This window comes from Pararhodonellum marinum (assembly GCF_015354735.1).
GTDB lineage: Bacteria > Bacteroidota > Bacteroidia > Cytophagales > Cyclobacteriaceae > Pararhodonellum > Pararhodonellum marinum.
Map to the genome: position 1 here is coordinate 20,597 of NZ_JACEFJ010000012.1, position 26,860 is coordinate 47,456.

Annotated in this window: 20 protein-coding genes; 10 read left to right on the plus strand and 10 right to left on the minus strand. The window is 39.5% G+C overall.

The genetic code is table 11. The features are described 5' to 3' along the window. Nucleotides 1–7 precede the first annotated feature (7 nt). Both H1A14_RS18275 and H1A14_RS18280 read left to right on the plus strand, forming a co-directional pair. Complete coding sequence (locus tag H1A14_RS18275) at nt 8–1,060, plus strand: AI-2E family transporter (RefSeq protein ID WP_194777737.1); 1,053 nt, start codon at nt 8–10, stop codon at nt 1,058–1,060. A 2-nt stretch (nt 1,061–1,062) separates the two neighbouring features. Further along, nucleotides 1,063–1,995: a tetratricopeptide repeat protein gene (locus H1A14_RS18280; protein ID WP_194777738.1), complete on the plus strand. Its 933-nt coding sequence runs from the start codon at nt 1,063–1,065 to the stop codon at nt 1,993–1,995. Here the strand turns inward: H1A14_RS18280 and H1A14_RS18285 are convergent. The 4 genes from H1A14_RS18285 to H1A14_RS18300 form a co-directional block, all read right to left on the minus strand. After that, nucleotides 1,983–4,916 carry a PAS domain-containing hybrid sensor histidine kinase/response regulator gene (locus tag H1A14_RS18285; RefSeq protein ID WP_228527864.1) on the minus strand — a complete coding sequence of 978 codons (2,934 nt, stop codon included), beginning with the start codon at nt 4,914–4,916 and terminating at the stop codon, nt 1,983–1,985. The two genes, H1A14_RS18280 and H1A14_RS18285, sit on opposite strands and share 13 nt — an antisense overlap. 198 nt (nt 4,917–5,114) lie before the next feature. Beyond that, complete coding sequence (locus H1A14_RS18290) at nt 5,115–6,347, minus strand: porin (RefSeq protein ID WP_194777740.1); 1,233 nt, start codon at nt 6,345–6,347, stop codon at nt 5,115–5,117. Nucleotides 6,348–6,446: 99 nt separating this feature from the next. Then, nucleotides 6,447–8,711: an aconitate hydratase gene (locus H1A14_RS18295; RefSeq protein WP_194777741.1), complete on the minus strand. Its 2,265-nt coding sequence runs from the start codon at nt 8,709–8,711 to the stop codon at nt 6,447–6,449. A gap of 108 nt (nt 8,712–8,819) precedes the next feature. Then, nucleotides 8,820–10,136, minus strand: a complete 1,317-nt coding sequence (locus H1A14_RS18300) for a TIGR00366 family protein (RefSeq protein ID WP_194777742.1) — start codon at nt 10,134–10,136, stop codon at nt 8,820–8,822. A gap of 295 nt (nt 10,137–10,431) precedes the next feature. Here H1A14_RS18300 and H1A14_RS18305 point away from each other — a divergent pair, with 295 nt between their 5' ends. Next, nucleotides 10,432–12,228 carry a sensor histidine kinase gene (locus H1A14_RS18305; protein WP_194777743.1) on the plus strand — a complete coding sequence of 599 codons (1,797 nt, stop codon included), beginning with the start codon at nt 10,432–10,434 and terminating at the stop codon, nt 12,226–12,228. On the opposite strand, the gene H1A14_RS18310 is transcribed toward H1A14_RS18305, so the two are convergent. Continuing rightward, on the minus strand, nt 12,223–13,236 hold the full coding sequence (locus H1A14_RS18310; RefSeq protein WP_194777744.1) for an acyl-CoA reductase: 1,014 nt from the start codon (nt 13,234–13,236) through the stop codon (nt 12,223–12,225). The genes H1A14_RS18305 and H1A14_RS18310 overlap by 6 nt on opposite strands. Before the next feature lie 166 nt (nt 13,237–13,402). Here H1A14_RS18310 and H1A14_RS18315 point away from each other — a divergent pair, with 166 nt between their 5' ends. From H1A14_RS18315 to cas6, 5 genes are all read left to right on the plus strand, one after another. Beyond that, nucleotides 13,403–13,750, plus strand: coding sequence for a 4Fe-4S dicluster domain-containing protein (locus H1A14_RS18315; protein WP_194777745.1), 348 nt, complete (start codon nt 13,403–13,405; stop codon nt 13,748–13,750). 185 nt (nt 13,751–13,935) lie between these two features. Continuing rightward, nucleotides 13,936–14,265: a DUF3276 family protein gene (locus tag H1A14_RS18320; RefSeq protein ID WP_194777746.1), complete on the plus strand. Its 330-nt coding sequence runs from the start codon at nt 13,936–13,938 to the stop codon at nt 14,263–14,265. Nucleotides 14,266–14,384: 119 nt separating this feature from the next. Then, nucleotides 14,385–15,476, plus strand: a complete 1,092-nt coding sequence (locus H1A14_RS18325; protein WP_194777747.1) for an AI-2E family transporter — start codon at nt 14,385–14,387, stop codon at nt 15,474–15,476. Nucleotides 15,477–15,482: 6 nt separating this feature from the next. Further along, on the plus strand, nt 15,483–16,580 hold the full coding sequence (gene ychF / locus H1A14_RS18330) for a redox-regulated ATPase YchF (RefSeq protein ID WP_194777748.1): 1,098 nt from the start codon (nt 15,483–15,485) through the stop codon (nt 16,578–16,580). 106 nt (nt 16,581–16,686) lie between these two features. Beyond that, entirely contained in the window at nt 16,687–17,577 is an 891-nt protein-coding gene (gene cas6 / locus H1A14_RS18335; protein ID WP_194777749.1) for a CRISPR-associated endoribonuclease Cas6, read from the plus strand. A gap of 42 nt (nt 17,578–17,619) precedes the next feature. Here cas6 and H1A14_RS18340 read toward each other — a convergent pair whose 3' ends face one another. The 3 genes from H1A14_RS18340 to H1A14_RS18350 all read right to left on the minus strand — a co-directional run bounded on the left by H1A14_RS18340 (nt 17,620) and on the right by H1A14_RS18350 (nt 21,910). After that, a complete protein-coding gene (locus H1A14_RS18340; protein WP_194777750.1) occupies nt 17,620–18,909 on the minus strand; it encodes a type IX secretion system plug protein in 1,290 nt (429 codons plus the stop codon). Nucleotides 18,910–19,066: 157 nt separating this feature from the next. Then, entirely contained in the window at nt 19,067–19,885 is an 819-nt protein-coding gene (locus tag H1A14_RS18345) for an OmpA/MotB family protein (protein WP_194777751.1), read from the minus strand. Between the two features lie 102 nt (nt 19,886–19,987). Beyond that, the gene (locus tag H1A14_RS18350; RefSeq protein ID WP_194777752.1) at nt 19,988–21,910 is read right to left on the minus strand and encodes an ABC-F family ATP-binding cassette domain-containing protein; all 1,923 of its coding nucleotides are present in this window, start codon (nt 21,908–21,910) and stop codon (nt 19,988–19,990) included. Nucleotides 21,911–22,035: 125 nt separating this feature from the next. Here H1A14_RS18350 and H1A14_RS18355 point away from each other — a divergent pair, with 125 nt between their 5' ends. Beyond that, nucleotides 22,036–23,250, plus strand: coding sequence for a PQQ-dependent sugar dehydrogenase (locus H1A14_RS18355; RefSeq protein ID WP_194777753.1), 1,215 nt, complete (start codon nt 22,036–22,038; stop codon nt 23,248–23,250). 87 nt (nt 23,251–23,337) lie between these two features. On the opposite strand, the gene H1A14_RS18360 is transcribed toward H1A14_RS18355, so the two are convergent. Next, complete coding sequence (locus H1A14_RS18360; protein ID WP_194777754.1) at nt 23,338–24,672, minus strand: ABC1 kinase family protein; 1,335 nt, start codon at nt 24,670–24,672, stop codon at nt 23,338–23,340. A gap of 12 nt (nt 24,673–24,684) precedes the next feature. Then, on the minus strand, nt 24,685–25,350 hold the full coding sequence (locus H1A14_RS18365) for a TetR/AcrR family transcriptional regulator (protein ID WP_194777755.1): 666 nt from the start codon (nt 25,348–25,350) through the stop codon (nt 24,685–24,687). Nucleotides 25,351–25,476: 126 nt separating this feature from the next. Here H1A14_RS18365 and H1A14_RS18370 point away from each other — a divergent pair, with 126 nt between their 5' ends. Further along, a complete protein-coding gene (locus H1A14_RS18370) occupies nt 25,477–26,832 on the plus strand; it encodes a S41 family peptidase (RefSeq protein ID WP_228527865.1) in 1,356 nt (451 codons plus the stop codon). The last annotated feature ends 28 nt before the right edge of the window (nt 26,833–26,860 follow it).

Here is a 26,860-nt window from a genome sequence, read left to right on the forward strand (position 1 = left end):
TATTTTTATGCAAAAAATAATATTACCAAGATACATAACTGTATTATTTATTCTTTTATTAATAATTGTTATTGTATTTATACTAATTATAGGTCGAGGGATTATGGTTCCCTTGTTTTTATCTGGCTATTTGGCAGTCATACTTACCCCCTTGAGTGGATGGCTAGAGAGAAAGAAAGTTCCTAGAATACTTAGCATCATCCTATCTTTGCTTTTGGGCCTGGCTACTGTAGCCGGATTGATCACTTTGGTCATTCTTCAAGTAAGCAGTTTTACCAAAGATTTGGATAATGTCAGTGACCGACTCAATAATTACCTTAAAGATATCGATGGTTTTTTATCCGGTTATGGTTTGAACACAGGTATCGGAAATGGGATTGACAAGTCTCAAATTATCGAAATGGTAGAATCAAACAGTAGAACTTTAGGCGAATTTTTGCTGAATACGGTAGGTTCCATGACCAGTTTAATACTCATTCCTGTATTCGTTTTCTTCTTTTTATTGTATAGGGATCACCTCACCACTTTTGTAGCTAAGCTTTTTCATGATCAGGATACCAAAATTGTAAAATCAGAAATTCTACAACTTAGAAAATTGGTTCAACAGTATATTGTTGGTATGTTTAAAGTGATGGCTATATTGGCGGTGTTGAATACAGGGGCGCTGTATGCCTTGGGTATCAAACATGCTTTATTCTTTGGTTTGTTTGCAGCATTATTAAATATCATTCCCTACTTAGGTCCTTTTTTGGGTGCGATTCTTCCATTTATTTTTGCTTTTCTCACCAAAGACAGTCTGTTTTATCCCATTGCTGTGGTTGGTATTTTTACCATCATTCAATTGATCGAAAGCAACTTCCTCACTCCCAAAATCGTGGGTAACAATGTCAATTTAAATGCATTTGTGACATTTTTTGGCCTTTTGGTCGGCGGAGCAATATGGGGCGTGATCGGCATGATTCTGATTATTCCTACTATGGCGATCATGCGACGTATTTTTGAATTGAGTGAGTCAACCAAACCTTACGCTTTTTTGTTTGGTGAAGAGAAATCAACGTAAATATGAAGGTATACAGACTGGGAGTTATTTGTGTTTCAATTTTCATGTTCTTTTCTTGTGATAGTCAGGAGGACAAAAAAGGAAGGTTTTTGTTGAAAGGAAATGGAAAAATCCAAGAAAACGACCTTACAGGAGCGATCAGCTTCTATTCGGAAGCTTTAAAAATTGACCCCACATTTGCTGAGGCATACTATAACCGTGGGATAGCCCATAGCCAATTAGCCAAATCAGAAATGGCTATTTCCGATTTTACAAACGCCATTTCCAACAAACCTGAATACCTTGACGCATACTTTCAGCGGGGATGGGCCCATTTGGATTTAGGTGAAAAATACAAAGCCTTGGAAGATGCTGAAGCAGTCATCAAATTAGATCAAAATGGATATAGAGGGTACTTTTTGAAAGGATTGGTCCATGAATCCTTGAAAAGATATGCTGAAGCATTGAATGACTTTGAAGAAGCCATCCTTCGGCAACCCAATAACCCTGATCTTCTGGTCAACAAGGCCACCATCTTATTTTACACAGGAAAGCTGGATGAAGCCTTGGAAATTTTGGAAAATGCAGAAAAAATAAATCCTGAAGAGGCCAATCTTTACAACCTTAGATCTCAAATTGCTTTTGAAAAATCCGATTATGAAGCTGCCCTATTTTGGGTTGAGAAAGCCCTGGAAAAAGATCCCGGTCAGGCTTATTTTTATAACAACAGAGGGCTTTACCTTTTGTTTGCTGGCCAACCCGAGAAAGGTCTGGAAGACATCAACTTTAGTTTGAGGCAAAACAGCAAGAATCTGTATGCTTTAAGAAACAAGGGGATTTACTATGTTATTAAAGGGGAAAAAGACCAAGCTATGGTCTATTTGGAAGATGTGTACCAAAAAGATCCCGAAATCCCCCTTACCAAAAGATTTCTGGAACAGGCTCAGAAATTGTGATTGGCTGCCTGTAGAATCTCGAATATTTTTTTGTGCAATTCCTGGCCGTCTATGGGTTTAGATATGAATCCATCGAATTCATTTAAATCAATCTGTTGGATGATTTCTAGTTTAGAAGCCGCTGTAAGGGCAATAATAGGTACATTTACTGTTTTTTTAATGACCTGACTGGCTTCAAATCCATTCATGATAGGCATTTGAATATCCATTAGAATCAGATCGTATTTGTTCTTTTTGACAGCCTCTACTGCCTCTTGCCCATTCTCTACTCGGTCATATTCATGTCCCCATTTTCTCAAAATTTTTCCTAAAACCAAAGCATTGACATCATTGTCTTCCGCCATTAGCAGCTTTAATTTATTCACTTTTTTTGATGGATCTATTCCAGCTGGTTTGTTACCTTCACTTGATTTCGGTACTTTTTCCAAATCCAGCTCAAAAAAGAAGACGGATCCCTTTCCTAATTCCGAATCAAACTCGATTTTACTTCCCATCCTCTCCAGGAGTTTTTTGGTGATGGATAGCCCTAAACCAGTTCCACCATATTTTTTACTGAAACTATGCCTGACCTGATCAAAATCATTAAAAATTTTGTGGTGATTTTCTTTGGCAATGCCTATCCCAGAATCTTTTACCTCAAAGTAACATCTTGCTCGATTTTCATTTTCATTGAGTATTTTAACCCTTACATCTACCTGTCCTTTCTGGGTAAATTTCAGGGCATTTGTAATTAGGTTGTTAAGGATTTGAGCCACCCTGACTTTATCTGCTTTCACCTCGATATCCAATTCTTCAACATGGTGCAGCGTTAGGGTGTTTCCTGTGTCCTTGGCATGAAATTCCAATCCCTTTACCACTTGTTCCACCAAGACCCTCATATTTACCGGATGGTATTCCAAACTCAGTTTACCGGCTTCTATTTTCTGAAAATCCAATAAATCATTGATCATGATGATCAAGTTGTCTACCGCAAAATTGATGGTATTTAAGGATGTTTTTTGGGTGTCCGAATGGTCATCCTGAAGGAGGGAATAAACCGAGCCCGCAATCGCATTCAGAGGTGTTCTGAGTTCATGGCTGATCATAGAAAGGAACTCGGATTTAATCTGATTGGCTTTCTCAGCAGATAGCTTAGCTTTTTCTAATTTGTATTCAAAATTTTTGAGTTCAGAAATATCTGTGATGTACCCGTACCATACCACATTGCCACTTTCTTGAAGCTCAGGTCTGGCAGCAGCCATCACCCATTTGAAACTGTCCCCTTTTTTAACCCTGAACTGGCAATTCCAAGGCTCCATTTTTTTGGCTGAAGCTACCGTGGTGATCATGATGTGCGGAAGGTCTTCCGGATAGATTTTGGAAATGGCAAATGAAATGTCATTAAAGTGGCGGTATTCATCTTCACCCAAATCGAGAACTGACTTGATTCCCGGACTCAGGTAGGCAAATTCCATTTTACCCTCTTCATTGAGGACAAATTGATATAGCGCACCAGGAACCTGATCAGCTAAACGCTTAAGGAATTCAGAGGTTTCCTGAAGGGATTTTTCAAGTTTTACCCTTTTGGAAATATCCCTTGAGAAAGCCAAAATAAACTCTTTGCCCTGCACCTCAATCAGATTGACGCTGGTTTCAATGGGGAATTCACTGCCATCGCTTTTCTTATGAGAGCCTTGGATCAGAAGGGACTGGTATTTTCTCAATTGCTCTTTATGAGACTCCCATGAAGATTTTTCTGCAAAAACAGGCTCCACCTCACCAATGTGCAATTGGCCTGGAACGAAATTTTTCAATTGAAGCCTTCTCTTGGCCTCCATATTTAGGAACTGAATTCTTCCTCCCGGGTTGATGATCTGTATGGCATCCGGAGAATGATCAAACATCTCCTTAAAAATACCCAATTCAGCGTTCGTTTCTTCCTCTGAAGTAATGTCCTGAAAAGTCCCAAACCCTTTTAAAACCACCCCTGATTTGATTTCCACATTACCCAAAATCCTTACCCATTTGACCTCTTCCTCCCCTGCTTTCACCTGCAGTTTGATATCAAATGATTTTCCGTCCTTAAGTAAGTGATTTATGGCCGTACTGAATCTTTCTCTGTCCTTTCCTTCAAAGTATTGTTGCCAAGCTTCCAGCGAAATGGGGTTAGGATAGGTGGTTCCTAAGATTTTAGATAATTCACTACTCCAATGAACCGACTTATCATGTGGATTAATCTCATAAACCCCCAGTTTTGCCACTTTTTCTCCCAATCTATACAATTGGTTTTGCCACTCTCTGGCTTCTTGAATTTCCTTCTCTTTGGTAACATCTCTACCCACACCATAGTATTTGCCTTTGGTGTACTTTACCTTCCAGTCTATCCATACGTACTCACCTGATTTGCTTTTCATCCGGGTGGAAATGGTGTCTAAAAGGGACTGTTTTTTGATGTTTCTCAGAAAATCTTCCCCGGATTTCGCATCGTCTGGATGGAGCAATTGACAAATATTTTCATTGATCAACTCTTCTCTTTCATAACCCAGGACGCTGAGTACGGCCTCATTGATCCAGGTCAGAAAATTTTCCTGACCGATGGCAATGATGTCCAGACTGTTATCGAAAAACAATTTGATCTCCTGTTTTTCTGGCAATACTTGCCTATCCGTTTCTTTCCCTTTATAAAAAACGAAAAAATCAGTGCCATTCTCTTCAGGAAGTTCCAGTTGAAAGATATAATCTTTCCCTTGGAAAGATATGAAGACTTCTTCTTTAAAAATATAAGAACTCACATCCAAGCCCAGACCGACTAGGGAGTTTTCTTCCAGATAATTCCCAATTTGTTTTTCAAAGGAGGAATTGGAATAAAAAATGCCATAGGGAAAAGTGTCGTCAGCTAAAAAGACCATCTCTGAAGATTCAAAGACCATCTTTTTAAACATACTATTAATGCCTATTTCCTTCATTTAGAGGATCAAATGATAAAATATAATTTAGGTGACTAAGCGTACGGTTCCATAAAAACATAAAAGAAGCGTACATTCAAACAATTGACTCCAAACATACACTTTTTTGTTTTTTATAACAAATTTTTTGTTGTATAAATTTATTTTGACCTAAATGTACCCACTGGTAATGCTTTAAATTCCGAATTCCACCTGAAACATCCCTGTCCATGTATTCCCTGCATTAGAGAGTATTTCCAAGCCATCCAACCATCGGTAACCTACATTTCCCTGCACCTTAATTCTATGTCCGCTGAGATAGCGCGTGTACCCCAACAACACTTCATCTGTTCGCTGTTGTAAGGCCTGTATCTGCTCGGAAGGTACTACAAAAGAATACCGTAAGGCAAATTCTGACTTATGGGATATTAATTTACTACATTGGGTATTAAGTCCATGACCTGTTACTATATATCTGATCTCTCCCAAATCATTCTCAGTAATTGGATCTGTGGCACTTCTGCTCAGAAATTCTGCCTGTACAGCCCAGCCCTTATGTTTATAAATACCATCAATGATAAGGGTTCCCATGTCCCTTGACTCAAACAATTCAGCACCCAATTGTCCACCGGTTCGAATGGCTTTAAAGTTTTTATTTAAGGAGAGTCCCAGTGAAAGTTTTGGGTTGGTTTCAAATTCAAGATCGCCTTCAGAATAATCCCCGCTATTGGAAAATGACCCAAATGGCAGAAATTCCAGCCTACCCGTATAGGACAAACCATCATTAACACCAGAAGCATTCCTTCCATCTCCTGTGGTCACTGCACCTTTTATCATCCAAATAGATTCCGTTTTTGTTCTGATGGAATAGTATCCAAAAAAACCAAAATCCCTGTCCAAGGTAAACAACGCATTGACCAAGGATCTATCGGCAAATTGAAGGTTACCGGAACTGATTACCCTTTGTCTATTCCCTGGCAGTTTAGATTGACCAAAACCCACATAAAAATTTTCACTTACTGAGTAATACAAAATCGCATCCCTGACAGGCTGGGCAATACTCCCCACCTCCAAATCAAGATCTGCCTTTGAAAAAGCCAATTGGATATAATACTGGAATCTGGGGTGCATCACAAAACCGTCAAATCTCAGCCTTAACCTTCTAACCCTCATTTCAAAGGCTTCTATTCCGAACTCATCCCCTCCTACTGTATTGAAGCCCGCTCGGTTTTGCATTCGGAACCGTAAGTTCATCAAGAAAAGTGAATCTTTGGAAAAACTGATCCCATCTTCACTATACAACAAAGGTCTTTCATCGGATTCCACCACTTGGGCATGGGTAGCAACCGAGTACAATAAAAAACAAAAAATCAGCAAAAAACCAGCTCCTCCAGTCTTTCTGAGTTTAACAGTTAAAGGGGTAATCATGGTAGGCTCTAAAGGCTTTCAAAATAGGAAAAAATATTAAAAAACAAGAAAAAAGGCCGCAATTTAACTTGCGGCCTTAACCTTAAAATTTAAAATAGATCAACCATTCTGCGCTTTGATCAAATTAAGGGCTGAGCCGGCCTTAAACCACTCAATTTGGCCTTGATTATACGTATGGTTTACTGTTATTTCATCTTTACTGCCGTCAGAGTGATTAAGAACCACTTTAAGGGACTTCCCTGGAGCGAACATGGTCAAACCTAGGATATCTATGCTATCATCCTCCTGAATAAGATCATAATCCGCTGGGTCTGCAAAAGTCAATGCAAGCATTCCCTGCTTTTTGAGGTTCGTTTCATGAATCCTTGCGAAAGATTTGACCAAAATTGCCCTTACTCCAAGGAATCGAGGTTCCATGGCCGCATGTTCCCTGGATGAACCCTCACCATAATTTTCATCACCTACCACAATAGATCCTACATGATGCAACTTGTACTGACGTTGCACAGCCGGAACCTCTCCGTATTCACCTGTAAGTTGATTTTTAACGGTATTGGTAGAGTCATTGAAAGCATTGACCGCTCCGATTAGCATGTTGTTGGAAATGTTGTCCAAATGCCCCCTGTATCTTAGCCAAGGACCAGCCATGGAAATATGGTCTGTCGTACACTTACCTTTTGCTTTTATCAATAATTTCAGATTTTTTAGGTCTGTTCCTTCCCAAGGTAGAAAAGGCTCCAGAAGTTGTAGTCTGTCAGATTGAGGATCGACGATTACTTCTACCACTTTGCCATCATCAGATGGGGCCTGATAACCTGCATCCTCTACGGCGAAACCTTTAGTAGGAAGCTCAAGTCCATTGGGTTCTTCCAACCTGACCTCTTCTCCACTTTCATTCAAAAGCGTATCTAACATAGGATTGAAGGTTAAATCACCTGCGATTGCTAATGCCGTGACCACTTCTGGAGATGCCACAAAAGCATGTGTGTTCGGATTACCGTCTGCTCTCTTGGCAAAGTTCCTGTTAAAAGAGGTGATGATGGAGTTTTTCTCTTGTTTATCAGCACCGTGTCTAGCCCACTGTCCAATACAGGGACCACAGGCATTGGCCAAAACAACACCTCCCATTTTATCAAAAATATCCAAAAAACCGTCTCGGTCCACCGTATACCTTACCTGTTCAGAACCAGGAGTGATGGTGAATTCAGATTTAGCCAAGAGTTTTTTGTCCACGGCCTGTTGGGCAAGAGAGGCAGCCCTTGAAATGTCCTCATAAGAGGAATTGGTACAGGATCCGATCAAGCCCACTTCCAGTTTTGCAGGCCACCCATTTTCTTTCACTGCAGCGGCAAATTTGGATATAGGCCAGGCCAAATCCGGAGTGAATGGACCATTGATATGGGGTTCGAGTTCTGACAGGTTTATTTCTATTACCTGGTCAAAGTAAATTTCAGGTGAAGCATAGACAGCATCATCCCCATTTAGGTGATCCTTGATGGTATTGGCCAAATCAGCGATGTCTGAACGGTCTGTGCCTCTAAGATAAGCCTCTGACTTTTCATCATACCCAAAAATTGAGGTAGTGGCTCCTATTTCAGCTCCCATATTGCAGATGGTTCCCTTTCCTGTGGCAGATAGTGATCTTGCCCCTTCTCCAAAATATTCTACGATTGCTCCGGTTCCTCCCTTTACAGTCAGGATCCCAGCTACTTTTAATATGACATCCTTAGCAGAAGTCCATCCTGACAATTTCCCGGTAAGTTTGACGCCGATGAGTTTTGGGAATTTCAACTCCCAAGGCAACCCGGCCATGACATCACATGCATCTGCCCCGCCCACGCCGATGGCAATCATACCTAATCCGCCAGCATTGGGAGTATGTGAATCCGTACCGATCATCATACCGCCTGGAAAAGCATAGTTCTCTAAAACGACTTGGTGAATGATACCTGCACCCGGTTTCCAAAATCCAAGACCATATTTGTTGGAAACAGAGGAGAGAAAATCATAAACCTCTTTATTTTTATCTTTGGCTTTTGCCAAGTCGGTTTTTGCTCCGATTTCAGCCTGAATCAAATGATCACAGTGAACAGTGGATGGTACAGCCACTTTACTCCTACCGGCTTGCATGAACTGAAGTAATGCCATCTGAGCGGTCGCATCCTGCATGGCCACCCTATCAGGTTGAAATTCCACATAGGATATCCCTCTTTGATAAGGTTGAGAAGCTTCACCTTCCGTCAGATGACTGTATAATATTTTTTCTGTTAGGGTAAGAGGTTTGTTTACCGTTTTTCTTGCAGCAGCAATGCGTTTGGGAAACTGTGCATAGACTGCCTTGATCATTTCTATATCGAAAGCCATTTGAAAAGATTTGTTGGTTAAGCGCTTGATTATTTTTTGTTGTTGGCAAAGATAGAAAATTAGGGTAAAATGAGAAGTGGTAAGTCCTTAAAAGCGTATTTTATTCTTCTAAAACCATATAAGAATACCCAAAAGGAATACCAATGTACCTACCAAAAAGAAAATCGAAGTATATTTAAACAACTCTTTTCCAGTCACTCCAGTTATGGCCATCAACGGAAGGGCCCAAAAAGGTTGTAACATGTTGCTTACTTGATCTCCATAGGCCATGATCATAATCATTTTTGGTATTTCCAAATCGAAGTTTTTGGCCGCCTCAATCATTACAGGCCCTTGAATAGCCCATTGCCCGCCGCCGGATGGGATAAAAAAATTGAAAAGGGAGGCACTGAAAAAGGTAACAATAGGAAAGGTATCTGCATTTGAAAATGTAACAAAAAAGCCTCCCAAAGCTACCAACAAACCTGAATATTTAAATATCCCTAGAATGCCCGCATAAAAAGGAAACTGTAAAATGATGCCCGCAGCACCAGTTAAAGCGGTTTGGATTGCTTTGACATAATCAGTCAGGTTTTGATGACTGATCAACCCCAAACCAAACAACATGAAGTTGATGTAATTGAGATTGATAAAAGCCAAATCATAGCTGAAGTCCTGTAAAATTGCCAGAAAACCAGAAATTACCATAAGCATCCCGATCCAAATTCCTCCCTTACCGGATTTTGTGGATGGCTTATGGCCCCCATCAGATAAGGTTGGTTTGGGCCACGAATCGGATCGGCTGTATTTTGCCATCAGATATAGTAAAATTGCCAAAACAAGCAGAATTAATGCATTTATACTCATGTTAAAATGACTTAACAGCGTTTCTCCGATAGGTATTACTCCTATTTCCTGCATCAAAAAATGTCCATTTTCTGCCACTTTTAGCGGTGCTGAGCCTGATAATCCGCCGTGCCAAATCATCATACCCAAATACCCACTGGCAGCCAAGAGCGCGTAATTTATTGGTTGTCGGTTCAATTTGGCTTGGGCGCCAACTTCCTTGGCAAGAACTGCACCCAAAATCAGCCCGAATCCCCAATTTAAATATCCTCCTAACAAAGCCCCTGCAGCCACAAGAAATGTGGCTTGGATTTGATTAGATGGCCATGACGCTAGGTTTTTCAGGCATTTTTGGATGATGGGTGAAAGGGCCAATGCATGCCCGAAGATTAAAATCAAAACCATCTGCAGGGTAAAATCCAATAATTCCCAAAAACCGATCCTCCAAAATCCCAACACTTCAGTACCATACTGTACATAGGATAATTCACCGGGCTTGGTTAGAAAAATGGCAAGTATTAAAGTTAGTAGCGTTAGCCAGAGCGCAAGTTCAAAAGGGGTAGGAAAGTAAATAGAAGAATCATTCTTTTTTGGGTCCATAATATGGTCAAATAACTGTATAAACGGTAAATTTCCTCACCTTAATGGTAAGTTATATTTTACTTACAATTTATCAAACCTTAGCCTTTGACGGAGGAATTAATTAACGGATCAAAACAAATCGAAGAAAAAGCATTTCAGATATTATATATTGCATTTTAGATTAAATCGATATATTATTTTACACAAACAATAATTTATTTATAAAATAATTGTAAATTATTGAAAAATTATTTCTTTATTTGTTTGATATTTTAATTGTTTGATTTGTTTAAGTTCATTTAATCACCCTTAAATGGCATATACTATGTACCCGTTAACCGTCGTGCTATTTTTTGCATCGGTTGTCTTGATGATTTTGGCTTTTGCTGTATTGAAACAAAAGAAAAGTAAGTTGGTTTGGCTCTCTCTCACCATTGTGGCGATGGCCATTTGGTCTTTGGGCTATGGGTTTGAATTGGCCAGCAACACGCATGAGCAAATGCTTTTTTGGAAAAAGATCGAATATTTGGGCATCAATTTGATACCTGCCTTTTGGCTGATCTTTTGTATTGAATTTTCCGGTAAGGAATTCTTCCTTTCTAAAAGATGGCTGGGGCTTATTTTCTTTTTTCCGGTCATATCTTACTTGATCATTGCGACTAATGAATATCATCTGCTTTACTACGAAACAGTTGCATTGGACTCAAGTGGGATAGTTCCCCTGTTAAGGACCACCCCGGGAGTTTGGTATTACATACATGTATTTATTTTTTACATCATGTTTGCCTTAGGCACATTTACCTTAATCTTCCGATTAAAATACCTCAATCCTTTATTCCGACCACATGCTTATACTTTATTGGTGGCAGCCTGTTTGCCGTGGTTGATTAACATAACCTATATTGCTGATATCCGGCCTTTTGGTCAAATTGACATTACTCCCTTTGCATTTATCCTTTCTCTTCTCATCGTTGGGGGTAGTTTTATCAACAACTCTTTATTTAATGTTTTACCAATTGCTACGTCAAAAGTGATTGACTCCATGAGCAATGGATTGATGGTATTGGATAATCAGAATAAGGTAATAGAAATCAATCCATCTCTCCTCAAAATACTGCCTTTTTGCACTAAAGATTTATTTGGCAAAGATGTGCTCTACCATGTCCTTCATTATGAAGGATTGCACAGCACAATATTAGAAAGGAAAGCAGCAAAAAATGGCTTTCAATTTAAACACGAGGGGAAAACCAAATACATCCTGGTCGAATCTGTTCCCATGACCGAAAAAAATGGCGTATATATAGGCCTGCTGTTGTTGTTTGAAGATATTACCAAAGAAAAGAAGCAACAGGAGCTGTTGTTTAAACAGGCAGAGGAATTGGTACGACTCAATCAATTGAAGGATAAATTGTTTTCAGTGATCTCTCATGACCTTAAAGGACCTATTCAAGGTATCAAAGAAATTCTTCACATGACCCTTAGGGGAGTCATATCAAAAAGAGAGTTCTTTGATATTTTACCTGATATGACCAAGGACATCAAAGAGGCCTCCAACCTACTGGATCAGTTATTGAAATGGTCAGGAAAACAATTGAAAGGAGAAGGTGTGGTGAAGGAGAAAATGGATCTCTTTTATTCGGTAAGCAAGCAAATGAAGTTTTTCGAAAATGCTGCCAAAGAAAAGAATATCCATTTCATCAATGAAGTACCTGATGGCATCATGGTCATCGCAGACATCGATATGATTGAATTGGTCCTCAGAAACTTGATTGGAAATGCAATCAAATTTTGTTCAACAGGAGATACAGTTCGTATCAACGCCAATATCAGAGCTGACAAAATAAAAATATCGGTGACGGATACAGGTCAAGGTATCAAAGAAGAGCATTTGGAAAAATTACTTTCAGGGGAATCAATCAGCACAAAAGGAAGTCAGAAAGAAATCGGCAATGGGCTTGGTTTAATTATGGCCAGGGATTTTATCCATAAAAACGGTAGCAGGTTAGAAATCAAAAGCATACCTAAAGAGGGCAGCATCTTCAGCTTTGAACTACCTTGGGATCAAGAAACCATCGATGAGCCAAAAGAAAGCGCTGTGGTCAACCTATAAAGAAGTTAAAAAGGCCAAAGTATCCACTTGGTCTGCGTAATCATTGACTTCAGGATACTGGGCTTTTCCGAATGGAAGACTATTCGGAAACCAAGCCTCTTTACTTACCATACATTGGATGCTGTCAGCTTTCCCTGTTATTTTTTCAGTTAAGTCAGCAAAATCATTATAAATTTCATAGAACAATACTGAAATTGGAGACACCAACTCCTCACTCTCTTTGACCAACAAAAAGCCATTATCCAAATGATCCACCTGATTGATTAGGTAAATGGACTTATTGTAATCGTAATTATTGCGGTATTTATGGTGATTTCCAACCTCCGAATAAGATTGAATGGCATCCATAAATGCAGGTAACTGATCTCTATTCTTCAGATAAATTTTGGATACATTTCTACATCCCAACCCAAAATAGGTAAAAATATCTTCTGCCAAACTTTTGTAATCATGATCCGATTCCATTCCATTCAACACCCCAATAGAGGTTCTGTTTTTACGAATGATGCACGGATATTTGCCAAAGTAATATTCAAAATACCTGGCAGAATTGTCACTTCCAGTGGCGATGTAGGCATCCTTTCCCTTCAACATCTCCTCAAAGATTATATTTTCACTAAACCGAGGCTCTATGCCAACAAGTTCTCCAGCTAGCCAGCGAATCAAAACTCCATCGGAAGAACTAAGTTTCGCATGGACCCTATGTCCACTCAACAAAACACACATAAAATCATGGAATCCCACAGCAGGTATATTTCCAGCCATCAATACGCCTACATTTTTTGGTCCAGCCTGGTCTTGAAAAAAATATTTGGAAAGCCAATTTCTTAATTTTTCTTCTTCCAGCATGTAGCCTATCCCATCAAGTGCCTTTTTGGTTTCATTTGGTGTAAACCAATTATTGGAATTTTCAATCTTGCTGGCCAAATGCATAAATTCAGTTTCCTGAAGATTCACAATCCTTTCCTTTAACTTCACAAAGGCTTCTATCCTTTCTTTAAGTACCATATTCCTACATTTGAGACACAAAGATATTTATTTGAATCCAAACGAAAGGCATGCCTTGCTAAAGTGGAATGAATAAAAATTACTTAGCACAACAACTTTTGTATTGGTAGATTGTTAAATGGTTAGTAATTTTGAACAAAGTTTAAAGAATAAAAGAGCAAAGGATATGGCAATTATGATTACAGACGAATGCATCAATTGTGGTGCATGCGAACCAGAATGCCCCAATACGGCAATTTATGAAGGTGGAATTGAATGGACATGGGGAGGTGGAACCAACCTGAAGGAAGTTACCCTACCAGACGGTACAGTGATTGATGCCAACGAAAAACAAGAACCCGTCTCTGACGAGTTTTACTATATTGTATCCGATAAATGTACGGAATGTACAGGTTTTCATGAGGAACCACAGTGTGCTGCAGTGTGCCCTGTTGATTGTTGCGTAGATGATCCTGACCACCGAGAATCTGAAGAGATTCTACTGGCCAGAAAGCAGTTTTTGCATGGGGAATAGGGTCAATTGACTATTTTTGGCTATTTTGAAATAATTTCATGAATGATTTCCTTTGAGTTTAAGCCATTTACCTTATTTAATTTTGGTATGTGTTAAAAAAACTTAAAATTTGTTTGAATTTCAATAGGTATTTCATTTATCTTGCTGATTGATTATTTGCAGTAAACATAACTAAACTTTGCACTGTGGAAGATAACAAAGGAAATGACAGGGAAGAAATCTTCTCTAAGAAGGTAAAAGCAGGAAAAAGAACTTACTTTTTCGACGTGAAGTCCACCCGATCCAATGATTATTACCTCACCATCACTGAAAGTAAAAGAAAGATGAGGGATGATAATTTCTATTATGAAAAACATAAAATTTTTCTTTACAAGGAGGATTTTTTCAAATTTGTAGAAGCGCTCAATGATGTGGTAGACCATGTGAAAAATGATCTGATGGCAGATGTGGATTTTTCTCAATTCGAATCTGAAACCTCAAGAAATGATTTTGGGGATGAATTGAAGTGGGAATAAGGTCGGGTACCTGGAAATTGATTTAGGAGTAGCTAGTCTTATTGATATAGTATCAATCCCTTCCATTTTATTTTGGATGGGCTTGGTTCTCTTTCATCCCCTTTTGTATTTTTGATACCATGAGAAAGTCGCTGCTTTACATTCTGATTTTTATTGTGACATTTTGTGTCCTTTTGTGGTATTTCTCCAACATTACTCTTTATTTGATTTTTTCATTGGTTATTGCGGCCATTTTAAGACCCCTCACCAACCGTGTCAATAGCATTCATGTATTTGGGCAGCACATTCCAAGGTGGTTGGCCATATTGTTTTCTTTTGGTGCAATAGTTTTTATATTTTTTCTCATAAGTCTACTATTCATTCCTTTGTTCAGAAATCAGGTTGAAGTAATCAGTAAACTTGACCTAGACTACTTGTACGAACAGATTCAGAACCCCGTCGCCAAAATTGAGGAGTTTTTGATTAGAAACAGCTTGGTAAAGGATGAACCCGGATATCTGATTGCCATGGTCCGCCAAAATTTAATTTCCAGTTTTAATGAAATCAACATTCAAGGGTTTATCAACAGCGTGATTAATACCACCAGTTCGGTGCTTATCAGCATAATATCCATTGCGTTTATCACCTTTTTTCTATTGCTGGAAAATGGTTTGTTAAGGAGAAATTTCATTCAATTGGTTCCCAATAAATACTTTGAAATCTTTGTAGGTACATTTCATAAAGTAGAGCGGCTCCTCTCCAACTATCTGATTGGTTTGGTTCTTCAAATTTCCGTGATATTTTCTATGGCTGCCATTGGGCTTACATTCGTGAGGGTGGATTATGCCCTTACTATAGCTATTTTTGCTGCTGTAGCCAATTTAATTCCATACGCAGGACCCGTTTTGGGAGCCACATTTGGAATTTTGGTTGGGATTTCTACAGGTTCATTTACGACCAACAATGAAATTTTTATCATGGTGATAAAAATCCTATCCGTTTTTTCAGTAGTACAAGTTACCGACAATGTGATCCTTCAGCCACTTATTTTTTCCAAATCCGTAAAAGCCCACCCACTTGAAATATTTGTTATTATCTTTGTGGGTGCGAAAATCGGTGGTGTATTGGGAATGATCTTTGCCATTCCGGTATATACTATTTTCCGGGTTTCCATCAAGGAATTTTATAAGGGATATCAGGAATATTCCATCTTCAAATTAAAAAACATCTAAAATTAAATGGGCTTAAAATGCGGTATCGTTGGGTTACCCAACGTAGGAAAATCCACTTTGTTCAATGCTTTATCAAATGCCAAGGCAGAAGCTGCCAATTTCCCCTTTTGTACCATTGAACCCAACGTGGGTGTCGTTACTGTACCTGACAAAAGACTTAACATACTTGAAAAATTAGTCAGTCCCCATAGAGTCCTCCCTACTGTCATTGAATTCGTAGATATTGCAGGACTTGTCAAAGGTGCCAGCCAAGGGGAAGGCCTTGGAAATAAGTTCCTTGCCAATATTCGGGAGGTTGATGCCATTATCCATGTCATCAGGTGTTTTGATGATGACAATATCGTGCATGTGGCAGGAGGGGTAGATCCGCTGTTTGACAAAGAAGTCATCGATACTGAATTGCAACTAAAAGACTTGGAATCGGTCAACAAAAAAATCCAACGCATCGAAAAGATCGCTAAATCCGGTGATCCAAAATCCAAAAAAGAACTGGAAACATTATTGATTTTTAGAAAAAGCCTGGAAGATGGACTAAACGCCAGAGCCATTTCGTTAGATAAAGAGGAACTCGAGGCTGTCAGAGATCTTCAATTGTTGACCATCAAACCGGTACTTTACGTGGCAAACGTGGATGAAGGCAGTATTTTGACAGGAAATGCTTTTGTGGAAAAATTAACTGCCAAAGCTGCCGAGGAAAATGCCAAGGTAGTGGTCTTGTGTGCTGCTATTGAAGCACAGATCGCGGAATTTGAAGACCCCGAAGAAAAGCAGCTATTTCTGCAAGAATATGGTCTGGATGAAAGTGGATTGAACAAACTGATTGCAGCGGCCTATGAATTACTTGACCTCATTACCTATTTTACTGCTGGTGTACAGGAGGTTAGGGCTTGGACAATTAAGAAAGGCTGGAAAGCACCACAGGCTGCTGGGGTCATCCACACCGATTTTGAGCGTGGTTTTATTAAAGCTGAAGTCATCAAGTTACCTGACTATGAACAATATAAGACAGAGGGCGCATGTCGTGAAAACGGGAAAATAGCCATAGAAGGAAAAGAATATGTTGTTAAAGATGGTGATATTATGCATTTTCGGTTTAATGTATAGCATTATTCAAGATTTTATACGTAAATTTGCTGTTAAGCTATGGCAGCCTTACACACTACAGGATTAATCTAATATAAATTATTGTTTAACATTTATTTTTAATACCGTGAGAATAAGATTAATATTTTCGTTAAAAAACAAAGGTGCTTATTTACCCTTTCATCACCAGTATATCCTGGCCCAGTTTCTTAAAGGTCTCATTGTAAAAGGAGGCCGAGAAGAATTCTTTAACTACAATTACTTCAACTTCTCAGGTTTGAAAGGTCAAACCAAAGTAAGTAGAAGTGGCTTGCATTACTACTCTAGCTTGGTAACGTTGGTACTCTCCTCCCCCAACGAGGATTTTATCGATTATCTGCTTGAACAAGTCTTTGAAACACCAAAAATTGAGTTAGGAAATCTGATCATTTCTCCTGAATACACCGAAAAGGAAACTGAACCTGAACTGGAACCTTCCAACAAATTTGTATGTATTTCTCCCTTGGTATTGCTTACCCCTTCTTTCAATGATGAATCCGGAAAAAGATTTATCAATCCGGATACTGATGAGTTTTCTGATCTGCTATATGAGTCTACTCTGACTCGGATGGAAAGATCAGGCTGGTATACGCAAGAACAAATGGAGTCCTTCTACAAATTCCAAGTAGTTCCTGATATGGGTTATGTAAATAAGCTGAGAGAACAACAAAAGAAATTTGCCAGAATCTATTCTGTATTTGACATGGATGTAAAGTATGAAGTAAGGGGATACACCCTTCCGTTTACCTTATATGCTGCTCCAGAAGTACAGGATTTTGTGTTCAAATGCGGTTTGGGAGCCTTTACCCACAAGGGTTTTGGTATGCTGGATCTGGCCAACCACTCCTCTGGCGATAGGACAGAACCATATAAATACAAAAGAGAGGGTTTTGTTCCTTACCGATCTAGAACTGCCTCCGACCTTCCTCCCAGACAGAAAGGAGTCGAAGAGGAAAATGATGAGACAACAGAGAACTAAAAAAAAACGGTCTAGGCCGTTTTTTTTATGTCTTGCCTGAAATTAAGGACGTCTTTTATTGGGATTCAGCACCGTATATCCAATAAGCTCATCATATCGAGAACCCATCTCCCTGTAATAAACGAATACCTCATATTCGTTTTCGGTTTGAAAGTGATCCCCTTCTATTGGTGACATATCAAAGCCCTCTGAGGATTTAAAGCCATACTGATAATCATACCAGCCCTGTTTTAAAATCAATGTAGCCTGATAACTTTCCAAAGCTTCATTGTATGCCATTTTGGAGGCTGGAATTTGTCCCCAATTGCTTAATGCGCCCAAAACATATGGAGCCTGCCCCAACTTGGGAGATTTAAAATTAAAAGTGGTGAGGACATATTCTCCCTCCAAGTGATGGCTTCTTCTTTCCAGATTGAAAACAGCAAATTGGCCATTCATGTCTAAATATTCCAAATAAGTCTGTCCCGATCTTTCCTGATCCATACCTGCTTCGGCAAATACGACGTCGTCCTCCATTTTGATGGAACTGATATTTCTTCCAATGGCTCTTACGGTCCTCAAATCAATAAATCTAAATTCATTTCCCGCAAGGAACACATTGCTTCCATCAAAAAGGGAGTATTCCAACATCTTTTTCTCTTCCCTAAAAAAATTAGGCTTTAATCCAAAAATGGCATTGTCCCATCTTTGGTTCTGCCTGATGACCACTTTGACCGTATTGATGGGATCAAGCAGTTCACGTCTGCCATAGTTTACATTAAGATCAATCTGTTGCGCATTAAATCGATCAGAAGTTTGGCTGGGCGGGACAATACGGGCTCCTACTTGAAGCTGATCTTGGTATACCATGAAGCGTTGCATAATGACCACTGCTTTTTCGTCCCTCCCTCGATACACCTTAAGTACGTAATTTCCAGTTCTTCTTACTGGAGGAACAGCGAAGGTATAATGAATGTAAGGAATACGGGTATCTATCGCATACGCATATTCATTGACATTAAATTCATTGTAGGCTCCCAAGAAATCTGCATCCCTTAATCCGGACTTTGTCCAATCTGCATTGCAGTGAATCAATTTTGCGGAATATACATCCGGATCAAATGCCAGATCGTCAAATTCAAGAATCAAAGGAGTGGACCCACTTAATTGCATAACGGGCGAGCTCATCTGGCTTGAAAACTCATCCGTCCTTGGGTAAAGGCGGACAGACTGAATGTTTTCTTCGGTGACCAAATTTTGATACACTTCTTGTCCCAAAGCCTCTGTCAATAAGAAAAAAATAAATAAGCTAAGTAAAGGTAAGTATTTGCTATTCTTCGTTTTATATTTCATTTTGTGAATTAGAATTCAACAGGGTTTTATTGGAAGGCACTTCAAAACTCATGATCTTTTTTGATAATGGTTGCGTCAAGCTGACTAATTTGATGCGTGAATTTCTCATACCAAAAAAAACAGCCTTTCTTCAGAAAGACTGTTTCTTTATTGTCCTTTAATTCAAAATCTTATAAAGCTCATCCAACTGCGGGGTCAGAATAATTTCTGTTCGTCTGTTTTTGGCTCTTCCCTCAGCAGTATCATTGGATTCTTTAGGGTTGAAATAGCTATGACCCGAGGCAATTACCCTTTCCGGCGTCACTTTGTAGGTATTGGTCAATACCCTAACAATTGAGCTCGCCCTCGCTGTACTGAGTGCCCAGTTATCTTCAAACCTGCCGCTTATGGGTACATTGTCTGTATGCCCTTCTACCATTACCTGGATTTCAGGATTGTTATTGAGTACTTCGGCCAGTTTTCCCAAAGCCTCAATTCCGTCTCTATTTACTGTAGCACTACCAGATGGAAATAGCAGTTTATCCTGAAGGGCTACATATAATTTCCCGTCTTTTTCATAAACCTGCAATTCATCAGACTTGTACTGGTTCAAAGCCCTGTCTACAGTGCTTTTCAATCGGTTCATGACCTCACGTTGTTCATCAAACAACTTCTGAAGCGCATTCAATCGATCCTGTTGTTCCATTAGGGTTTTTTCTTTGTCTGTCAGCATCCGCTGCTGATCAGAGGTCATGTCCATGGCCATACCCAATTGCTCCTTGAGGCTCCTAACTTCTTCCTCAGAAGCTTCCAATGCCTCTTTGGTTTTTTCAAGTTCAGATTTGGTGTCTGCAAGCTGACTTTGGGTTTCACTCAATTGAGTGGATAAGGAGGCGATGTTGTCCTCTGCAGCCAAAAACTTCTTCTTCGAAACGCAAGACATGAACAAGCCTGATAGGATCACGGCAAGGATTAGGTTCTTTGTAAATGTTTTCATGGTATCGGTTAGTAAAGTGTTTATACAAAAATCAATTCAGATACTATAAAAACCATACCTGAATTGAATTTTATGAAATATTTTTCTCTTATATGAGCCTTATCAATTCGTCTGCAACTGAAGTTGTTCGATCTCCCCTACCAATTCTTCCCATTGTTCAGTCAGTTTCTTCAGCATAGATGCATTGTTCTCGTATTGACTTTGCACTTTGCTTAACTCTTCCGCATCAGCATAAAGCGACTCATCAGCCATCTCCTTCTCCAAAACATTTTGTTTTTCTTCCAATCCCATCAATTCGGATTCAAGTTTTTCCAAGTCTTGCTCCTTTTTTTTCAGGTCTTTCTTGGCCTGTTGTTTAATCGGATCATGGACTTTTTGCGTGTCTACTGGTATTGGCTTAACCTTCTTCTCTTCTTTAGGAATCTCCGCTACCTGTTGTGATTTCCAATAAACATATTCATCATAGGAACCTGGATATTCTTTGATTTGATAATCTTCGATATACCATATTTTATTGGCCACTCCTTTGATAAAGTGACGATCGTGAGAAACCGTGATGAATGTTCCTTCATATTGCTGCAAAGCCTGAATCAGGATGTTTACAGACTGCATGTCCAAGTGATTGGTCGGTTCATCCAAGAGAAGGAAATTGGCCTCAGAAATTAACGTCTTTGCCAAGGCCACTCTGGATTTTTCACCTCCGGAAAGTACTTTGATTTTTTTGAACACTTCCTCATTGGAGAACAAAAAACAACCGAGAACACCCCTGAGTTCTGTTTCAGTCTTTTTGCTGCCAGCCTGCACCATTTCCTGAAGGATCTCATTGTTCACATTCAGTGCTTCCAATTGGTGCTGAGCGAAAAATGCTTTGATTACATTGTATCCTTCCTCTCTTTTCCCTTTAAATTTTTCTGAACCATCTATGATCCTAAGCAAAGTCGATTTTCCTTTTCCGTTGGCACCTATCAATGCGATCTTGTCTCCCCTTTCTATCCTGGCTGTACTGTTTTCCAATATTTTGATGTCTCCATAAGCTTTGGAAATGTGCTCCATAACCACCACATCTCTTCCCGACTTTTGAGAAAACTTGAATTTGAAATTGACCGCAACCTCATCATTGACCACCTCGTCTACCCTGTCCAGCCTGTCAAGTGCTTTGATCCTTGATTGGACCTGATTGGATTTGGTCGCTTTGGCTCTGAAGCGCTCAATAAACCTTTCGGTTTGCTTGATCATCTGTTGCTGATTTTCAAATGCATTTTGTTGGATCAATTCCCGTTCGGCCTTCTCAACCCTGTAAAAAGAATAATTTCCGGCATAGCTGGTCAAGGTCCTTCGAGACACTTCCACCGTGGTACTGATGCAGTTGTCCAGAAAAGTCTGATCATGGGAAACCACGATAACGGCCCCATCATAGGTTTTGAGGTAATTTTCAACCCACTGAATTGAAGGTAAATCCAGGTGGTTGGTGGGCTCATCCAACATCAAAAGAGAAGGTTTCTCGAGAAGCAGCTTAGCCAGCATGACACGCATCCTCCAGCCTCCAGAAAACGTCCTGAGTGGTCTGGATAAATCTTCGGTTTTGAATCCGATTCCTTCCAAGACTTCTTCGGCTTTCGCTTTGATGGTATAGCCTTCATTGGCCTCAAATCTGTCCTGAAGGTGGGCAAGCTTATGGATGATTTCTTCCGAATAATCCGTTTCCATTTGTTTAAGCACCTCTTCTATCTCCTGCTGAAGGTTCAAAGTTTCCTTGAAAGCGGCCAAAGCAACATCGAGAATACTTTCATCCGATTGATAAGACAACAGGTCCTGATTCAAAAAGCCGATGGTACAATCTTTAGCCTTCTGAACCTCTCCTGAGCTGGGTTGAATATCCCCATCGATTATTTTTAAAAGGGTAGACTTGCCGGTACCATTGAGTCCAACGAGTCCGATTTTATCTTTAGGTCTGATATGGAGTGAAGCATTTTCATAAATGGGTCTTCCCCCTATATAATAGGATAAATTATTAATTGATAACATGGTGCAAAAATAAACATTCTTCCGCTTATCAATGATGTCTCGTAAAAAATTAACTTTTTTCTTAACTTAAACTTTCAATAAAACGAAAAAAGCTGGAATACTTGGATCCAAGTTCAATATAAGTCATGATTAAACCACAACTGATTTTAACCGCTTTCTACAATTTTCTATATCTATCTCTGTTTTGGAGCCTTTTAGGATGTACCAAAGGGGATTCAAATACATTGAGTAACAAAGAAACGGACAAGGACGTCGCTCAAATTTCAATCAAAGATGCCAAGGCTAAAGTGGAATTGGATAAAATCCAGCTGCCTGAAGGCTTTGAAATAGAAGTATGGGCAGAAGATGTACCCAATGCAAGGTCATTGGCCATGAGTGATGATGGCAAAATTGTCTTTGTAGGAAACAGACGGGGGAATAAGGTCTTTGCCTTAACAGATGAGGACGGAGATGGCAAAGCAGATAAACGCTACACTTTGGCAAGTGGTCTTAAGATGCCCAATGGAGTTGCATATAAAGATGGAGACCTTTATGTAGCAGAAGTGAGCCGGATTTTAAGATTCAAATCCATCAAAGACCAATTGGATAAGCCCACCTATGAGGTGGTTTATGATCAATATCCGGACAAAACCCATCACGGATGGAAATTCATTGCTTTTGGACCGGATGGTTTATTGTATGTGCCAGTAGGTGCTCCCTGCAACATCTGCGAATCTAAAGAGGAAATATTTGCCACCATCACCAGAATAGATGTCAATGCCAGCGATATTCAACCTGAAATCGTAGCGCATGGCGTTAGAAACTCGGTAGGTTTTGACTGGCACCCGGATACCAAAAAACTTTGGTTTACCAACAACGGCCGAGACATGATGGGAGATGATATTCCAGATTGTGAGTTGAATATGGTTGAAGAAAAGGGAGAGCATTTTGGCTATCCCTATTGGCATGCGGGAGATGTCAAAGATCCGGAGTTTGGCAACAAAGGAAAAGGCAAGGAAGCCTACAAAGCCCCTGAAGCCAAACTCGGTGCCCATGTCGCACCATTGGGCATGCGGTTTTACCAGGGAGATATGTTTCCTGATGTATACAAAAAATCCATCATCATCGCAAAGCATGGATCATGGAACAGAAGCAAAAAAAGCGGCTACAACCTTTCTATGGTCACCCTAGGTGCAAATGGGAAAGTTGAAAAAGAAACGGTTTTTGCAGAAGGTTGGCTGGACCATCCTTCACAGGAAGTATGGGGGAGACCTGTGGATGTGATGGAGATGCCTGATGGCAGCTTGTTGGTCTCTGATGATATGGCTGACTGTATTTACCGCATCAGCTATAAAAAATAAGACCGAATTCAAATTAAGAACCCGGCCCTACTAACTATTTTATTGGTACTAAATTACTTTGTCTAAACGCTTATCAATAGTAATTTTTTAAATTTTCACTCCAGATTCCAACCATTCTGGCTTGGTCGTATTCACCTCGGCGCCCAATTGGTTCAATAAATTATATATGCCAAAATAAGTTCTGTTGATGTAAAGCCCATGTCTTGATCCTCTTGCCTGACGGGATTTTCTAAACATTTTTTCGTTAGAGATTCTATCTCCCAATGCAAAGATTTGCTGGAAATAGCTATTATCCGCGAAATCGAAAGTATCTACATGAAAAGGCTTGCCTAGTAGAGAGATCATTTCCTTGAAAACGCTTTTGAAATATTCTCTCTCTACCTCCGTATCCTTGTCAGAAATAAATTCAAGGCCATAGAAAATCTGATTGAGCTCCTCTTCATTGATCAATAAGTCCCGCTTGATCAATGAAAAATAGCCTTGATAGAAATCTTCCGGAATGACTTTAACACATCCAAAATCTATAATGCCTAAAGTTTGGTCGTTTTGAATGATGAAATTGCCTGGATGTGGGTCAGCATGCACCTGTTTCAGGTTATGAACCTGATGGTGATAAAAATCCCATAAGGCCTGTCCAATCCTATTTCTAGCTTCTTGAGAGGGATTGGTTTCCATCCATTCTTTGATGTGTTGACCTTCCAACCAATCCATGGTAATGATTCGATCGCTACTTAAATCCTCGTAATATCCCGGAAAATTAAGGTCTTTAATATGCGAACAAGCCTTTGAAATTTCCTTGGATCTTGCTACCTCTAAAATGTAATCTGTCTCTTCCAAAAGCTTTTCTTCCACCTCTTCCATATAATGGTCCAACTCCTTCTCATTCATGTTCAGAAGTCTTAATGCAAAGGGTCTAACCAATTTCAAATCTGAGCTGACACTGTTGGCTACTCCTGGATATTGGATTTTAACTGCCAGCTTTTTGTCTCCCAAGGTTGCTTGATGTACCTGTCCTATTGAGGCCGCATTAACTGCCGACTTGGTAAATGTCTTGAAAATTTGATCTGGAGACTTTCCAAAATGTTTCTGAAATGTCTTCACCACAAGAGGGAAGGATAATGGAGGAGCGCTGTACTGTGCCATGGTGAATTTATCCTGGTAGGCCCTTGGTAACAGATTTTTGTCCATGGACATCATTTGTGCCACTTTAAGGGCACTTCCCTTAAGTTCACTCAAGGAGGTATAGATATCATTGGCGTTATTGTTATGCAGATTTTCTTTGGTAAGTGAAGGGTTCACCACTTTTTGTGCATAATGCTTCACATAATTCCCCCCTACTTTAGCGCCTGTTTTGATAAATTTGGCCGCCCTTTGTACTTTAGAAACAGGAATGCTTTCCTGCTCTTTGATTTTATTGTCCATGAATTGTAAGAATTATTTTGATTGATACATGAATTTGGCAAAATCCACGAATGAGTCTAAGGCACTTTTTCCCATCAAGTCAAAAGCTAAATTGACAGATTTTTCGATTGCGGCATCGGTTTTTTCAAAGCCGGGGGAATCATCCTTGATCCAAAATTGAAGAACAAACATCAGTTGCAACCACAATGCCTCATCGTACTTGTCACTGATATAAGGCCTATTTGCAATTTCCTCTGTTTCCTTGCCTTCTAAAATGATGTCGCTTACAAAAGACTTAAATTTCTCCTTAAAGCTTTTGATTTCAACAGGGGGCATTCCTCTACGACCGAATTGGTTGGTATAAAGCGTGAGTAGATAGCTTCTGTTTTTCTTTAATTCTTCTATCCAGGTAAAGAAAAATCCCAACATTTTCTCTCTAGCAGAATAGGATTTATAGATTTCTTCAGCTTCAAGATTCTTGACGCTATGGTCAAAAAGTTGATCCCAAACAGCAGATTTTATAGACTTAAACGAGGTGAAATATTGATAAAATTCCTCTTCTTTAATTTGGATGGATTGTGTGAATTTGTATACCGAAACAGGTTCTTTGCCATGTTCCAGCATGTGCTGTATAAAACCAGTTATGATTTTTTCTTTGGTATCTCGAAGGATTTGCTTTTTGCTTGCGGATTTTTCCATGCTGTATATCAAGTATTTATTTTTGATCGTGTTATTATTTTTACAACAACTAAAAGGCTTTCACGGTTTAATATTTGCTGAAAAAAAATTACATTTGGTCAACCGGCAGACAATAAAATATCGTTAATGATTAAGATTAAAAATTATATCATGTACAAATCCTCTAAGGCTGCTCATGCTCTAAATATTATTTTGCTTTCCAGCTTTGTTGCTTTTTCCTGTATGCCGGAGGAACGGAATCCTATCCAGGTCGAAGAAGCGGTCAAGTCTGCTATTTTTGAAAGCATGCAGGAATGGTACTTTTGGAACAATGAGTTGCCTGCCAGCATTAACGTATCCAATTTTTCTTCCAATCAGGCTTTACTGGATGCACTGACTTTCAAGCCTCTTGACAGATGGTCTTACCTCACCACCCGGGAGGCATTTAATCAGGCTTTTACAGGTCAAAACAGTGGCCATGGATTTGGTTGGGGATTTGATGAGCAGGAAAGGTTATTTCTGACTTTTGTCTTTGATGAAGCTCCTGCCGGAATAGATGGATGGCAAAGAGGATGGCAGGTGTTGGAAATAAATGACCAACCCATAACATCTTACAGGACGCCTAATGGTTATAATTTTCAACTTGGTCCCAATGAAACGGGCATCAGCAACAAATTCAAGTTTCTTTTGCCTGATGGCTCCGAAACCACAAGGGTAAATGCAAAAGCAACCTACCAATCCAATTCAGTGCTTTTTAAAGACACGTATGAAATGACGGGCAAAAAGGTAGGATATTGGGTGTATCAAAGTTTTAAGGCTACCGCAGGGCTTACCCCAACAAGAAGCCAGGAAGTTGAAGAAAGCTTCACTTTTTTTCAACAAAACGGTATCGATGAATTGATCATTGACCTGAGATACAATGGTGGCGGTTCGGTTGCAGTGACAGAACAGATCTTGAACTACCTCATCCCTGCCAGTCACAACAACAAAGTGATGTACACCAATAAATACAATTCAGATAAAAGTAACTTCAATACGAATGTAAATTTTTCCAAGAAAGGAAGTCTTAATCTCTCACGGATTGTCCTTATCACCTCTAGAGGTTCCGCTTCAGCATCTGAGTTGCTGATCAATTCTCTCACTCCTTACATGGATTTATTTTTGATAGGAGACAATACATATGGTAAGCCTGTTGGTTCTTTTCCGCTTTCCAGATACCACAAAACTTTGGAGGAAAACAATGTCGAACTTGTCCCCATCACCTTTGCCACAGCGAATGCGGATGGAAGGGCGGAATTTTTCGATGGATTTCCTGCCAATGCTTTGGTAAGTGATGATCCAGCCAAAAATTGGGGAGATATTTCAGAACGCAGACTAAAAGCGGCCTTAGAGTATATAGAGACCGGATCGGTAAATTCCAGAATGAGACAGGAATTCTATAGGCCTAGATGGGAGTTGATAGATGCTTTCTCAGGACTTCAGAAAGAATTTCCAGCTTTTTGATGAATTGATTTTTATTTAAAGTTACATC

What these genes read in the sequence shown, in the direction of transcription:
- H1A14_RS18275 (WP_194777737.1), top strand. Translation starts at nt 8, where the DNA reads ATGCAAAAAATAATATTACCAAGATACATAACTGTATTATTTATTCTT.
- H1A14_RS18280 (WP_194777738.1), top strand. Translation starts at nt 1,063, where the DNA reads ATGAAGGTATACAGACTGGGAGTTATTTGTGTTTCAATTTTCATGTTC.
- H1A14_RS18285 (WP_228527864.1), bottom strand. Translation starts at nt 4,916, where the DNA reads ATGTTTAAAAAGATGGTCTTTGAATCTTCAGAGATGGTCTTTTTAGCT.
- H1A14_RS18290 (WP_194777740.1), bottom strand. Translation starts at nt 6,347, where the DNA reads ATGATTACCCCTTTAACTGTTAAACTCAGAAAGACTGGAGGAGCTGGT.
- H1A14_RS18295 (WP_194777741.1), bottom strand. Translation starts at nt 8,711, where the DNA reads ATGGCTTTCGATATAGAAATGATCAAGGCAGTCTATGCACAGTTTCCC.
- H1A14_RS18300 (WP_194777742.1), bottom strand. Translation starts at nt 10,136, where the DNA reads ATGGACCCAAAAAAGAATGATTCTTCTATTTACTTTCCTACCCCTTTT.
- H1A14_RS18305 (WP_194777743.1), top strand. Translation starts at nt 10,432, where the DNA reads ATGGCATATACTATGTACCCGTTAACCGTCGTGCTATTTTTTGCATCG.
- H1A14_RS18310 (WP_194777744.1), bottom strand. Translation starts at nt 13,236, where the DNA reads ATGGTACTTAAAGAAAGGATAGAAGCCTTTGTGAAGTTAAAGGAAAGG.
- H1A14_RS18315 (WP_194777745.1), top strand. Translation starts at nt 13,403, where the DNA reads ATGGCAATTATGATTACAGACGAATGCATCAATTGTGGTGCATGCGAA.
- H1A14_RS18325 (WP_194777747.1), top strand. Translation starts at nt 14,385, where the DNA reads ATGAGAAAGTCGCTGCTTTACATTCTGATTTTTATTGTGACATTTTGT.
- ychF (WP_194777748.1), top strand. Translation starts at nt 15,483, where the DNA reads ATGGGCTTAAAATGCGGTATCGTTGGGTTACCCAACGTAGGAAAATCC.
- H1A14_RS18340 (WP_194777750.1), bottom strand. Translation starts at nt 18,909, where the DNA reads ATGAAATATAAAACGAAGAATAGCAAATACTTACCTTTACTTAGCTTA.
- H1A14_RS18345 (WP_194777751.1), bottom strand. Translation starts at nt 19,885, where the DNA reads ATGAAAACATTTACAAAGAACCTAATCCTTGCCGTGATCCTATCAGGC.
- H1A14_RS18350 (WP_194777752.1), bottom strand. Translation starts at nt 21,910, where the DNA reads ATGTTATCAATTAATAATTTATCCTATTATATAGGGGGAAGACCCATT.
- H1A14_RS18355 (WP_194777753.1), top strand. Translation starts at nt 22,036, where the DNA reads ATGATTAAACCACAACTGATTTTAACCGCTTTCTACAATTTTCTATAT.
- H1A14_RS18360 (WP_194777754.1), bottom strand. Translation starts at nt 24,672, where the DNA reads ATGGACAATAAAATCAAAGAGCAGGAAAGCATTCCTGTTTCTAAAGTA.
- H1A14_RS18365 (WP_194777755.1), bottom strand. Translation starts at nt 25,350, where the DNA reads ATGGAAAAATCCGCAAGCAAAAAGCAAATCCTTCGAGATACCAAAGAA.
- H1A14_RS18370 (WP_228527865.1), top strand. Translation starts at nt 25,477, where the DNA reads ATGATTAAGATTAAAAATTATATCATGTACAAATCCTCTAAGGCTGCT.